The organism is Chitinophaga sp. MM2321 (assembly GCF_964033635.1).
Classification (GTDB): domain Bacteria; phylum Bacteroidota; class Bacteroidia; order Chitinophagales; family Chitinophagaceae; genus Chitinophaga.
Genome location: NZ_OZ035533.1, coordinates 3471699 through 3485541 on the forward strand (window position 1 = coordinate 3471699; position 13843 = coordinate 3485541).

Annotated in this window: 10 protein-coding genes; all 10 read right to left on the minus strand. The window is 42.4% G+C overall.

Translation table 11 applies throughout. The features are described from left to right. Positions 1-13: 13 nt before the first annotated feature. The 10 genes from ABQ275_RS13475 to ABQ275_RS13520 all read right to left on the minus strand — a co-directional run bounded on the left by ABQ275_RS13475 (position 14) and on the right by ABQ275_RS13520 (position 13835). The gene (locus ABQ275_RS13475; protein WP_349313658.1) at positions 14-3880 is read right to left on the minus strand and encodes a DUF5977 domain-containing protein; all 3867 of its coding nucleotides are present in this window, start codon (positions 3878-3880) and stop codon (positions 14-16) included. A gap of 116 nt (positions 3881-3996) precedes the next feature. Beyond that, positions 3997-4260, minus strand: coding sequence for a hypothetical protein (locus tag ABQ275_RS13480; RefSeq protein WP_349313659.1), 264 nt, complete (start codon positions 4258-4260; stop codon positions 3997-3999). A gap of 84 nt (positions 4261-4344) precedes the next feature. Next, positions 4345-5121, minus strand: a complete 777-nt coding sequence (locus tag ABQ275_RS13485; protein ID WP_349313660.1) for a hypothetical protein — start codon at positions 5119-5121, stop codon at positions 4345-4347. A 178-nt stretch (positions 5122-5299) separates the two neighbouring features. Then, positions 5300-6343, minus strand: coding sequence for a hypothetical protein (locus ABQ275_RS13490; RefSeq protein WP_349313661.1), 1044 nt, complete (start codon positions 6341-6343; stop codon positions 5300-5302). Positions 6344-6787: 444 nt separating this feature from the next. After that, positions 6788-7606: a phytanoyl-CoA dioxygenase family protein gene (locus ABQ275_RS13495; RefSeq protein WP_349313662.1), complete on the minus strand. Its 819-nt coding sequence runs from the start codon at positions 7604-7606 to the stop codon at positions 6788-6790. Positions 7607-7720: 114 nt separating this feature from the next. Then, positions 7721-8029 carry a DUF1493 family protein gene (locus ABQ275_RS13500; protein ID WP_349313663.1) on the minus strand — a complete coding sequence of 103 codons (309 nt, stop codon included), beginning with the start codon at positions 8027-8029 and terminating at the stop codon, positions 7721-7723. A 745-nt stretch (positions 8030-8774) separates the two neighbouring features. Then, positions 8775-9491 (minus strand): GntR family transcriptional regulator, encoded by a 717-nt coding sequence (locus ABQ275_RS13505; RefSeq protein ID WP_349313664.1) that lies wholly within the window; start codon positions 9489-9491, stop codon positions 8775-8777. Between the two features lie 104 nt (positions 9492-9595). After that, on the minus strand, positions 9596-10621 hold the full coding sequence (locus tag ABQ275_RS13510; protein ID WP_349313665.1) for a carbohydrate kinase family protein: 1026 nt from the start codon (positions 10619-10621) through the stop codon (positions 9596-9598). Positions 10622-10633: 12 nt separating this feature from the next. Further along, positions 10634-11482, minus strand: a complete 849-nt coding sequence (locus ABQ275_RS13515) for an aldolase (RefSeq protein WP_349313666.1) — start codon at positions 11480-11482, stop codon at positions 10634-10636. A 73-nt stretch (positions 11483-11555) separates the two neighbouring features. Next, positions 11556-13835: a glycosyl hydrolase 2 galactose-binding domain-containing protein gene (locus tag ABQ275_RS13520; protein ID WP_349313667.1), complete on the minus strand. Its 2280-nt coding sequence runs from the start codon at positions 13833-13835 to the stop codon at positions 11556-11558. Between the last annotated feature and the right edge of the window lie 8 nt (positions 13836-13843).

Sequence of the window (13843 nt, forward strand, 5' to 3'; positions counted from 1 at the left end):
GGATTAATACCTGTTAAATATTTGTGCACTGGGTAGGAGAATACTCCGTATAGTTTTGCGTATGCGTACCATCACTGAAGCTATAGTTATAGGTACACAAATACTTTCCAGCACTGATGTATTGGCTCGACATATAATTTTTAACCCCCGTTTCACATACTCCATCAATCAATTTTTTATCTTCACCTGAGCACCCACAACTACCATATTGATTAGCCGCAGCCTGCCCATTTGTGTTAATGTCATCCTGTGCAAGCTGATCTGCAGCTGCCTGGCTTACCGTGCTTCGCCACTTACGGGCCGGTACATCGTAGATATAAAACTTCCCTACATCTGGCGCACAATCATTTTTAATAAATCTTTTGGAAACACTTACATTATAGAACCAGCATAATCCTACATTATTGGCATACGCCTGCCCATTAGCTGTAATATCTGCCTGCGCCTTTGTATTCGCATCAGCCTGACTGATTGAAGAAACATACTTACCATATGATATAAGATAGGTCTCGACAGTAGGCTCACCTGCGGTACAGTTATTTTTGGTAAATTGCTGAGAGGCAACGTTATTATAAAATAGAGTCTGAGACGCAGGTGTTACAGAGATACCTGGACCATAGTTATATATATAATTCTGGCGAATATTATTGTTTTCATCCCTGATATTAACTAATCTGTTCAAACCATCATACTCATAATAAGTTGTCAGGTTATTAGCATTTGTCTGACTGCTCATACCCACCATAGGGAGATAGGTGTAAGTGGTCATTTGTGCATCTTCCGGATAATAGCGGAGCTCATCCAATACTGCATTACTGCTTCTGATATTAATATTCATTGTACCAACCGGCAGCTTATATTCGTAGTATGTCCATCCCCTTCTTACCGGTTCACTCACTGCAGGAGAAAGCGATGCTCCGTTTCTTAATAATGTAACGGTTCCACTTTGCAACCAGAATGAGGTGATGACAGGTTTATCTGTTGCCGTTAACAATAATTTGTCAATACTGCCGCCAGTAGTTAGATTACAACTACTTTTTCCCGTAAAAGCTACCGTGCTATTAGTGACAATATTGGTGAAACCCCAACCCGTATTAAGTCCACCAGCTTCTTCAAAGCTGGTATATGCTGCTTTAGGTGTACTGCTATTAATAATTTCAGCAATGGGATAGCTGTTATTACCATCCCATATATAGGCTCTGGCAACATCTTTTTCTTTCTGTTGCGCAACAATTACACCATTACTATAACTAAAACCAGCTAATGATTTATACCGCGGATCCATTGTAAGCGCCGTGGATGTTAATGCTGACTCCTGAAAGTTACTTAAAGGAACATTCGTTTCTAATTGATATAACTTCACAGGTTGCAGGTCAGCTCCATAATTGGTAATGGTACCGGTTAACACACGTTTATTCTGACCTGTAGTATCCTGTCGGTACTGGTAAGATTCTATCTCCGCCCCATTTATATTTTTGCTTTTTAATAATCCAATTCCACCATCATTTGTGCTCGATCCACTATAATCTGCTGCATATTTCTTCCGGGTTACCACCTCTTCGGTACCAGATGAATATTGTTCAATTTTTGTTGGATATATATGATCAGGGTTATCGAAAGTATTAAGAATGGTATTCGTAATATAGGAATCAGATTGCTGATCATATTTCCTTTCAATCTGCTTCACCAAAGATTTTTGCTGCGCCCTGAAAGAATAATTGTTAGCATACAAAAAAGTGGGATACTTTCTGCTCGCCAGGCAATTATTCGGCAAACCAGGGTTGGTTGAATAACTCGTATAAGAAATATACCCTTCACTATCCTGTGTTTTGCAATAAAGTGTTTTACTCGACTGGCTCTCAACAGGTTTAACCTGTGTGGCTGTAATTGTATTTAGAATCTTATAACTATATGTATTAGATTGCTCTGATAATAATTTGCCACTATTACTATAAACATACGTTGCTTCCAGATCGCCATTGGCTATATCTTCATCAAATTCATTTAGTGCACCCAGGTGATATTTATATACCGTTTTACCTAAGGGTTGATTATTAGATAAATCAATCTGGGATTCCGTCACCATGGAATATCCGATATGTCCTCCCTGAAATGTCCCTAATCCGAAAACTGAATTTCCCGTTACAGTAAAGCTACCACTACCAGCTATGTAAGTACCCATAAATGGCAGCGGCTCATAATTCCGATAGGTCGAGGCAGTAATATACTTGGGGAATGCTTCATCGCACTTGCCACTGGAAGCTCCATTACCAAGCAAATAATTATATATCTTGGCCATAGCTGATTGTCCACTGGCGGCATAATCTATTATTTTTTTCACCCTGACACCTCCCAGCACACGTCTAGAACCATCATGTTTGGTAGCATCATGTAATTCATATTCGAAGGTTGTATAACCATTAGTTGGATAGGTTATCTTTTTGATCATGCCATAGGAAGATCCGTCGATATCCGGTTCGCGATCAGCACCTCCTCCCATCAGCGCATCATTCGGATCCGGAGCATTAGGTATTGTAACATTAGGTATCACGCTGCTGTTTCCTGCATTATTTAAAAAACCCCAATGGTCAAGGGAAGTAGAAAACTTCTCCGGCATACTTCCTGTCATATAATATTCAAAAAGATAAGGAGGTGGAGAAACCGTTCCGGTCATAGTCGCTTTTTCCTGTAAAGTATCCAGCCTTAGCCTTTTTTTAATAAAGGTGTTATTATTATTACTGTAATACCCATAGCCCAGGTTATACTGCTTTACCAGTTTATTTACCCCACTGGATGCGTCGTAAATATTAATACCCTGCAATAAACGACTACCGGGAAAATCATTGTCAGCACGGTCAGTAGTTGATACAAAATCAATAAATGCAATGATATTGTTATCCCTGCTCAGTGTAATTTTCTTCAGAAATTTCCGCTTCCCCTTTGTGAAAGGTCCCGTTGGTGCAAATAACGATCCATCAACATTAGTGTGGCTATTAGAGCCACCAGAACCATTTATCTCCACAACATTGGTATAGGTTCTTGTAATCGATCTATTGCTATTTTGAGCATCAATAGGATTTTCCGCTGTGTAATAATATTCGAATTGCATCTTTTCATGCCCATCTGCCGAAGTAATACTGCTCAGGTACCAACTGGACATATATGTATAGTGGCGTACAGTCGCCGGATCTAGTTCCGGGTCATCACCAAAGTCCATCTTGGTTTCCTCTGGATCCGCAAATAAGTAGCTGTTCCCTTTATCATCTGTAATGGAAATTCTACTGCTGGTACCACATGAAATACAGATCACACCAATATTCAGCATGTCCATTTCCTTTTTAACAACTTCATTGAAAGGGGTAACAATAAATTTACCACCATAATTACCGAAGTTGTAAAAATAAAGATCCGGCTCCAGCTCCCGTTCTCCTTTTTTAGTGGTACGCAAAAGATCCTGAAAAGCAAACAGATCGCTACTCGAAGGCAAATCGAGTGATTCTCCATAGTAATGATCATCATCAGGATTACCACGTACAGCATGCGATATTACTCCCCCTGCATTTAAGGACCAGTTCTGGCCCACCCAGGTGGGCATTTCCTGAGGTTTAAAACCGGAGGCACTAAAATTAAGCGAAATAGGAATGGAGAGGCTGTTACCTTTAAGTTCATACAAGGGAACGTTAATCTTAGGAGTCCCTGTAAAAAGGCTTACCTGTGTATTACCATACTTTCCCAATTCCGCTGCCTCTGGCGCAGGTGATACCACTTGCCTGGCTTTAAATTCCATTCTTGCCACATCTACACTTATAGGCGCCTGCGCCATCAGACTACTACTCACCCCACTTAAAAATGCTATTATCAAGGATAAAAACAATTTCATATGCTTACGTTTATTACCAATAACCAATTGTTATATTATAGATCATATATCAAACAGTGATGATCATTTCACTTAAAACGACGCTTACTTTACAGGTTACCTGCATGCTCATTTCTTCACTTGTTTTTCATACCATCAATCTCCTCCTGCTGCCACGCACCCTCCTTCTTCAAATCAATAACATACAGTGTCAACTCCTCAATTTTCTGCAACAGCGTTTTATTCATCTCTCCCAGATCCAACCCATCTTTCAAAATCTCTTTTTCTGAAGCTACACCCGGTAAATGCCGGTGTTCCCTGATAAAACGCTCTACATATTGCAAAGAGGGTAATTCATAATCCGGATGAAATACATAATCAGGCCAGCCAGTCTGCGTCACCTTCACTTTTGTTGCTAGTACGTCTCCGTTTACCGCTAACTTAGCCTTGGGAACATTTGTTCCAATCCCTACATTTCCGTCTCCTCATACAAAAAATAAAGCCTTGCCCCCTCCAGTTGCACCTGAACCGTTTGCATTAACATTATTCAAAACTGCAAATGCATGTTGAGCCGCAGTAGTGTTCAATATTCCTACGGTAACTCCATAGAATTCCCCCCATAAATATGCAGCCGAGGTTCCGGAATTGTTGCTGGCAACAGTATGTAAAGTATAGGCAGGTGCCGTTCCTATGCCGATTTTCCCTGCTACAGCCAGGTTCCCTTGTACATCTTCATAGGATAGCTTGTAATATTTATTATTGTCAAAATCACATTTCAACCCATAGTTAATGCTGCTTGCTACAAATCCAACCGGAGCGGTAATGGTCTGACCGTAGGGAGCAGCATTCAACGGTGATTTACCAAAATCTGCGACTGTCCGGTAGTATAAACTTCCCCATTGAAAATTGGACCTTACCCATAGTGCATCATTAAAAACATAGAAGCTTGCTACACCAGGGTTACCCGAAATGCATTTTACTTCTAGTCCATCAAACCTGCTTCCTGGGGTATTCTCAAATTTATCCACTCTTATCCTGTAAGTTCCTTGTCTGTCGAAGTAATTGGCATTACCTTGAACACTTAATTCAATAATGGAAGCATATCTATGAGCAGCACCGTTTACCTGTAATAATTTGTAATAGTATAAAGTATATGGAGCTCCTCCTTCCGTAGTACCAAGACCTATCCATCGTCCCGTAGTATCCGCTAACATTGTACCTGCTCTCAAATTGGTGCTTAAGCAAAGGTTAACTATGAGCATGCAGCACAAAACATAGATTGATCGCATATAAATCCAGATTTCAAATTATAAAGCGTTAATAATTATATCCCATCCTCGCCTTTATAGAACCCGTTAGAGACACATGCTGGTTGTACAAAAATCAGACTGCATCCTATTAACTTTTGCCAGGATAATGTAAACGAATAATAGGTATATCTCATTTATTGAGTTTTGAGATAACTTCCTGCTGGGCGTCTACTTTCTTATTAAGTTGTATAATATACAGTGTCAGTTCTTCTACTTTTTTCAACAATAGCCTGTTCATTTCTCCCACATCCATACCATCAGTATCTATCTCTTTTGCAGATGGCATATCAGGAAGATGTTTGTTCTCAGTAACAAATCTTTCTACAAATGATAAAGGCGGAAGTAAATAATCTTGATAAAATACAAAATCCGGCCATGCACCATAAGATTTTACTTTCACCTTAGTGAAAATACCACTACCATTTACCGCCAACATATATCCTTTGGTATCAGTAGTGCCAATGCCAACGCTGCCATCAGCCTTTACCATCACTAAACTCTGACCATAATTATTTATCGACAACACATTACTCTTAGAAAGCCCGGTACCTCCTTTACTTCTGCCATCCAACACAACTGCCGCGAAATTAATATCACCGGGAGGTGGAACCAGATCATCGGCCTCTCCAACTATAGAGATCCCTAAAGGCCTACCTGGCGCATAAGTTCTGCCAATTATTGAGGGAATAAAGCTACCGGGCGAACTGGTTCCATTTACGATTAACAAGAATCCATCACCAGCGTTAACGTTGGATTGCGTAAATTTTGCAAATTGGCTACCCTGCACTCCGGCAACATGTAATTTTGCAGATGGATCACTTGTCCCTATTCCCAGGCTTCCATTATTTGCAATTCTCATTGCCTCAAATAATGTAGAATTCCTTACAAAAAACTTCATGGAAGACATCCTGCCAGTGGGAATAGTTCTTTCAACTTCTATCTTACCTAAGTCAGTTCCAGCCATATTAAATTTTAATGCCCCTACCGGGCCTAAAACATCCCAAGTATGTGTAAGCTGTATATTTGATAAGCCAGCTGAGGATATCTCCAACTTTTCTGCTGGGTGGGTCGTACCTATTCCTACATTACCGGTATCCTTCACAATGTTAGTTGGAGTTTGCGCACTGATGTTAATGGTTGCTAAAACAAACAGGGTAGTCAATAATCTTTTCATAGGTTCATTTTGAGTTCAAGGGTTCATGCTTTCTTATATAAGGAATAATTCTTCACTTCCTGCAATAGTATTGTATTTAACACGCCCTACCTCATGGGAAGAAGGAATATAAATACTTATGTGTTTGGTATTGTTGCTTTACAGTTACTGGAATAGATCACTTACGGGAATTTCTATAAGTGTACATTTCATTGCTATTTCAAAATCCTAACAATTACGTTTTACAAGGGTACTCAAACATTATAGGTATTTTAAACAAACATTGATTAAAGGACGCAATAAAATGTAATAAATACTATACAACTATAGTTGTAATTATCCACAATCATATTCTCTTCAAAACATACAACGCATCCCTAAACAAAACAAGCACAAACCGCCATTTCTTTTCCAATAAGAAAATGGCGGTTTGTGCTTGTCATATAAATAGTGCCGCTATCCTTTTTATAACACCAATGGATTCAACCTGGATGCTGCTGCACTTCCTGCTTCGAGTCCACAGAGCCAACGTTGACAATCCGCTTCCTGGTGTTTATTCTGTGGCGTTGTGATATGCGCTCCATCTGCAATAAAAATGATGGTCATTACTTCTCTGGTAACATCCGGAGAAGTATTGCCTGGTGCGGAATGCAGTGTCCATCCATAATGCCAGGTGGCATCGCCGGCTTTCATGGCAGCGGAGCGGCTTATCGGGAAGTTCTTTTCTTTGATAAATCTTTCGAACTTGCTTTCGGATTCATCTGAGATGGAAAGGTTTTCTACGAAGCCGTGGTGCTGCGATCCGGAGGCGAAGGTGAGCATACCCATTTCTTCTGTAATATCTATCAATGGCATCCACATGGTCACTGTTTTATTGGTATCCAGCGGCCAATAGTACTGATCCTGGTGCCAGGGTGTAAAGCCACCACCCGGCTCTTTGTATAGCGCCTGGTCATGATAGATACGTACATTGTCTACACCCAGCAAATCTGCGGCAATTTTACCAAAACGTTTGGCCAGCGTAAAGGTTCTTACGTCTTCATCTACTTCCCACAAATTCATAATTTGCAGGAAAGCCTTTCCATACGTATCTCTTTCGCTCAGTGCCCTTTGCTCTGTATTAAATTTCCGGGCGGCATTGCTGATTACATCCCGGTAAACGGACACCTCATTCGTTGCCAGTACTTCGGGAATGAGCACATGCCCCTGCTTCCGGAAGCTTTCAATCTGTGTGGCAGTAAGTGCTTTATAACTGCTTAAAGCGGGTAATGGGTATTCTGACATAATAATAGATTAAATTGAATTTCTTTGACAGATGAATCAGGAATATACCTGATATGTCGCCATATAGACAACTCTCACGCACTTAATTTGTTTTTAACACACCCTCTCTTCGTTTTATGAGCTAATAATATCATCGTCTAATCGCCCGGCCTCTATTGCTTTCATGAGGTGACCTACTGTTAATATCTTAATTTCCTTAGGCATAGGCATCATAGACGGTTCCGGATAGAAGTATTTCGTAAAATAAAAGTTCTTAATATCTACACTATACTTTTTGCTAAATTCCACAATGAGATCCTCGCCATCATCTCCCGTTATACCAAGATCATTTTCTATTGAAGTTTCCATCCTAATTGGAAGATCAAAACTGCCTGAGTAGTTATGTATAAAAGTAACTAAATCGATAAAAGTTTCTTCTTTCATCTTTCCTTATTATATATACTTAAAATATCAGTCACTACCTGTTGAGTCGTTGTTCCATCGATATTTTCTTTCAAACTAGTAGTCATGAAGGAACATTAATTTGTTTTCCTGAAGTTGACTATGTTACCGTCCTTATTCCTCATTATTTCCACCAGAACCCAAATACTTAATGGGGCTATTGCCACATAAATATCAGGTATCAAATCCTTTTAAAATTGCTTCCATATTGTTTTGTTGGCCTTCATGCTACCCACTAGCTTTTCTGCAAGTTGTTAATCAACTTTCCCAAAAAACGCCAATTCAATATTATAAACAACATCATTAAAAATAAGCAGTAAGGTTGTATCACTATATCCAACCCTTTATCTTCAATTGTAAATCCGAATCTATACCTTGTAATTATTGGTGTAAATGCCGCCTGACTAAAGGTACCAAGAAGTAAAGCAAAAAAGGTATCCAGCTTATTTATAAGAGGACTGAACCTCAGTGATACCAGGCCTATGAGAATTAAAACAAACCCTATATAGTGTTCATAAGAAAAAATGATACCGCTCGTCCCCACGACATATATACTATACATCATTAATCCAGTTATTATAATGAAAGGGATATAAGGTATTGTTTTCTTCATGTCATTTATTATCTATATGCCAAGAGAAAGATACACTCCGAAATACAATTTTCAAACTTACTGTGGCTGATATGAAACGAATCAATGAAGTGCTCCTGGTATTCAAAGCCGCCACTAAAAATAATCCTGCAGGAAATAGTCAGCGGTATTACAATACAGGGAGGAAAAGATATTAAGTCCGGGTGTATTAGTCTGGAGTTTTCTTTTCATATGCACTACCGGGTGTGTGGTTTTTATATCCAGTAGCTTACCGATATTTTTTCCGGCGGGAACGGCCCATATCTTTTGCTCGCCTTCCCTCACTTCCACCTGGTAGTATTTGTTGAGTATATTAAAAAGCGAACGGTTTTCCAGGCTACGTGAACAGAAATGCGGAAGATTAAAGTTGGTTAAATAGGTTTCTTCATACAAAACGGGAATATTGTTGATATACCTTAAACGGGCGAAAAAAATACAGCCATGCTGCTGGTCTTCTTCGCTTAAAGGAAAGAAAAAATCTTCAGGCCATGCCTGTTTCGTTGGCTTTTGCAGGATGTCGGTAGTGAGTGCCTGTGCGCCGATACCGCCGGTAACCCCACTTAACGAAAGAATGCCGAGGCCCTGACTGGGCTCCGAAACAATGCTTCCTTTACCATGTTTACGTACAATATAACCGAGGTTGGTAAGACCGGTCAATGCCTGCCGTACCGTGCTTCTCGTGGTTGCATAAGTTTTACACAAATCATTTTCTGAGGGAAGGAGGTCACCCTTTTTGTATACACCATTGTCTATCGATGTCTTAAGTTCTCCAATCAACCGCTTATACAAGGGGATATTCGCCGTTACTTTCATCTGCAATGAATATAAGATTATGCGCAAATGTACACAAAATCAGTCCTTCTGACACCTGGCAAAAATAATATTTAGCGCCTCCCCGGACAGCTTCCAGGGTAGCTCTATACCCCCGGCGGGTGCTCGCGGTAGCCGAACTGGCTGGCCAGCTCCAGGCATTGCGCAGCGGGTAGTATGCCATCTGAACAAGTAGCTTTGAACAGGCTGGACGCTGCGGCACAAACGCCCAGTTGCAGGCTTTCCTGTAAGGGCGCATGGGCGTGAACACCCATCAGTACACCCGCAGCAAAAGCATCGCCGGCGCCTACTGCGCCTGCAATTTTTGCAGCAGGCACACGCAGGCATGGCTGGTAAAGCTTTTCACCGGTGGCACTCATGGCTACAACCCCTTCCGGGAAATGCAGGATCACCCACTGCCTTACGCCCATCCCGATAATGCGCGATGTCGCTTCATAGCAGCCTTTGATATGGATCTGACCAGCATCATCTATGGTGGGGATGCCGGTCAGCATAGCGGCTTCAAATTCGTTTACAAACAGGTAGTCGATATATGGCAGTGATGGTGGAATGATACTTGAAAAGCGGTCGCTATGCTCGCTCACAATATCCGCAGAGGTAATGAACCCTTTTTCTGATGCGGCTTTCAATACTTTTGCCGCACCAGTTACACCTTGGGCATCCGGTTGGTCAAGCTGGTCCAGGAGCAGCAGGTACCCCAGGTGAAAGATCTTTGCACCTGAGCGGCTGAAATCAAAATGATCTTCATGCAGCAATGCATTGGCGCCCCGCTGATGAAAGAAGGTGCGCTTGCCGGTAGATTGTACTGACATTACATCCGTATACGAGGTGGCAGTTGCAGTGGTTTTGCGTAACTGGGAGGTATCGATCGATAAGTTATTACATTCTTCTATGATTTGCTGTCCTCTTTCATCATAGCCCAGCAGGCCCACCGCTTCCAGCGGGAAACCGGCGCCCAGCTTGCTGAAACCTTTCAGCAGGTTATAGGCCGAGCCACCATTGCTGCTATATTCTTCCAGTATAGTCACCAGTTTTTCCTGCTCAGGGTAATTGTCAACTATTTTTATCTGATCGATGATCCAGTTACCACCAACTATAATCCCATCCCGCATACATACATTTTTTTAAGCTGATACTTTATTTACAAGGAATTTTGCTGCTGCTTCCGCAGGTGTTGCCCCTTCATGTACAATGGCCATCAATGCCTGTGTCATGCCAGCAGGGTTAGGGTGCTGGATCACATTCCTTCCGTATACAATACCTTTCACGCCTTGTTGCATCAGTCCATAGGTCCTTTTTAGTATTTCCTCATCGCTTGCGCGGCCACCACCACGTACCAGTACCGGTATACGGCCGGCAGTTTCAACTACCTTGTGATAGTCATTCACATCATCCGTTGGATCGGCTTTGATGATATCTGCACCTAATTCTACCGCCTGTCTTACCAGGGGAACAATCTTTTTCACATCCCCGTCTACCATATAACCACCTGCTTCTGCATTCGGGCGAAATACCAGGGGTTCAATCATCAAGGGCATATCGTACAGATCACAAACAGGTTTTATTTGCAGGATGTTCTGGATACACTGGTCGGTCACTTCAGGCTCGCCGGGGATCCTGAACAGGTTTACCACTACGCAGGTAGCATCCAGCCTGATGGCCTGTTCTACCGGGTTAGCGATCATCCTGCTGAATAAAGCACGGGGCAGTTCATTGCCATATACATTGGCTACATCCGTACGCAAAACCAGCGAAGGCTTTTCCTTACCGGGAATGGATTGCAGGTAATGCGCCTGGCCGGTGGTAAGCTGTATGGCATCCGGTGCAGCATTCACCAGGATCTCCACTGCTTTCTGTATATTCTCTATACCATTGAGGAAGGAAAATTCATTAAAGAAACCATGATCAATGGCCACATCAAAACAGTGACCGGATTTACTGTTAAACAGTCTGTTTAGTTTATATGCTTTCATAAAACAAATTTAGTCAGATTAACTTGTATATACAAGTTGAGAATGCCGTTTATTTATCCGGCAGTTGTATTTATTATTCAGCCGCATCTTTCAAATGCAGGAAAGTGTATTCAGATGTATAATCCGGCTTCCCTTTCACGCTTACCTTTACCTTGAATAACTGATCCTTCATGGCAGGCAGTACTACCCTGGCGGTAGGACCGGCTGCATTTTCAAATGCTTTTGTTCCGGGGAAATCCCAATTCAGAATGGTTTGCTCCTTCCCGTCGCAGATGATCGCGACGGTTACCTGCGAAGACGCCAATGCATCATAGGTATCATTCAACACAAATACATCACAGGTAAAAGCCTCTCCCGTTTTCCAGGAGAACTTTGGCGCGCGCACGCTTGCCAACACGGGCCGGCAGGCTTTAGCCACGGCATAATAAGCGGGCTTCACTTCGCTGGGCCAGTTGAGCAGGCTGTTGTTGGCTGCACTGGGCCAGGGTTCCTGGTAACACCAGTTGAGGGCCATACTACAATATGGCTTTTGGCGGCGCGCTTCTTCATACATGAATTGCAGTCCTTCCGATTGTGTAAGCTGACTATACTCCACCAGCTTTTCCAAAGAATGGATCTTGCCAAAATAATGTTCCAGTACCGGCAGGTCGAGCCAGCGGTGATCGCCCCAGGCGCCTACGCCGTGATGAAGCTCCCAGGCCGTATTTGGTGCAGGTGGAAATAGTTCGCCGGATGGAATAAATGATTTTAGCACACTGATATTGGCGGCGCCGGGTACTCCAAACTCTGTGTACGCGGTTTTCCGGTCCTTCGCCATCCACTGGTATAACTCGGTCCCTTTTTCAAGATCAGCAAATACGTAATAACCGTGCCCCATACCGTATTGCGGGGACGTAGCAATAAAAGGTGTGTGTGGGTCCAGCTGATAACAGATGCTGTTCAGCAGGCGCAGGGCCAGCGACTGATCGGTCATGCGGCTCCAGCTGTTGAACAGTTCATTACCACCGCTCCACATAGCAAGACAGGCATGATTCTTCACACGTTTGATGATGGAACGCGCTTCCTGTTCCAGTACATTTAAATAGGATTGATCGTCTGTGTAATTATTGCAGGCTAATGGAAATTCCTGCCACACCAACATCCCATACTGATCGCAGAGATCAAAGAAAGATTGTTTGTTGGTAATACCGCCACCCCATACACGAAAGATGTTCATGTGTGCCTCTTTCGCCAGTTTGATCTGTTTTTCGTAAAGTTCAGCTGTAATTAATCCTACAAAGATCTCCGGATGTACCCAGTTCGTTCCTTTTGCAAAAATGCGCCGGCCGTTTACCTCCAGGCTGGCGGGCGATACACTCCGCGTTACGGGGAAAGTTTGCGGTTCATCCCAGGCGCCTTCGTTCATGATCAGCCTGATTTTACGGAAGTCTACTTTACTGCTTTGCTGATCGATTCTTTTTTTATCATTGTCGTACAATTCCAGTTCACTGGTGTACAATACCGGCTCTCCGTAACCGTTGGGCCACCAGAGTTTAGGCTGGTCCAGTTGTGCGGAAACAGTTTGCTGATCATCCGCAAGGATGCCTGATTTCTCAACAACTATCTTTCCTTTATCATCTTTCAGTAACCATTTAAAAGACGTGTTATGCAGTGATTGACCAGCGATATTCAGTTCAATATTTGCAGCGGATAACGACTCATTTAATTGATAAGTCACCGCTGCATCTGTTAAATGCGACCTGTTACGCAGCGCCAGGTAAGTTTCATCCCAGATACCTCTTGTAACCAGCCGTGGGTGCCAATCCCAGCCATAGCTAACGGCAGGTTTGGCACTCTCGCGCGCATTCTGCCGGTAGGTTTCGGTGCCTTTTACAAACACTTTGGCCGCTTCTATTTTTGGCACGGGCCGTAATATTATTTTCAGTTCATTGTTTTCTTTTAGTTTGCCGGTGAGGTCAAGATCTACGTACGTAAACATCCCTTCCTGCTCCAGCAGTTCTTCCCCGTTCAGGATCACTTTAAAATGATAATCGATCCCTTTTGAATGAAAGTACAATTGCTGACCAGCAGTCAATGCAGGCTTTTTAAACGTTGTTCTGTAAGTAAAAAAATAATCTTCCATCCAGTCGAACTGCAAAACATGATCGCCATACCAGTAGGGCTGTTTGTAATGCTCCGCTTTCATGACATCCAGCTGCACAGCACCGGGTACGGCAGCCGGCATCCATTTCGCAGGAGCATCGGCTACCTGTTTATGGTAGCCGATTTCCCAGTTAAGTAAGGTCCTTTTTTCCTGTCCGGATAAAATAGCACTATTCATGGTCAACAATAATATGATCAGTAATTTCTGCATAACACCAG

Excerpts from the sequence above, each read along its gene's own strand:
- ABQ275_RS13475 (WP_349313658.1), bottom strand. The coding sequence starts at position 3,880 with ATGAAATTGTTTTTATCCTTGATAATAGCATTTTTAAGTGGGGTGAGT.
- ABQ275_RS13485 (WP_349313660.1), bottom strand. The coding sequence starts at position 5,121 with ATGCTCATAGTTAACCTTTGCTTAAGCACCAATTTGAGAGCAGGTACA.
- ABQ275_RS13490 (WP_349313661.1), bottom strand. The coding sequence starts at position 6,343 with ATGAAAAGATTATTGACTACCCTGTTTGTTTTAGCAACCATTAACATC.
- ABQ275_RS13495 (WP_349313662.1), bottom strand. The coding sequence starts at position 7,606 with ATGTCAGAATACCCATTACCCGCTTTAAGCAGTTATAAAGCACTTACT.
- ABQ275_RS13500 (WP_349313663.1), bottom strand. The coding sequence starts at position 8,029 with ATGAAAGAAGAAACTTTTATCGATTTAGTTACTTTTATACATAACTAC.
- ABQ275_RS13505 (WP_349313664.1), bottom strand. The coding sequence starts at position 9,491 with ATGAAAGTAACGGCGAATATCCCCTTGTATAAGCGGTTGATTGGAGAA.
- ABQ275_RS13510 (WP_349313665.1), bottom strand. The coding sequence starts at position 10,621 with ATGCGGGATGGGATTATAGTTGGTGGTAACTGGATCATCGATCAGATA.
- ABQ275_RS13515 (WP_349313666.1), bottom strand. The coding sequence starts at position 11,482 with ATGAAAGCATATAAACTAAACAGACTGTTTAACAGTAAATCCGGTCAC.
- ABQ275_RS13520 (WP_349313667.1), bottom strand. The coding sequence starts at position 13,835 with ATGCAGAAATTACTGATCATATTATTGTTGACCATGAATAGTGCTATT.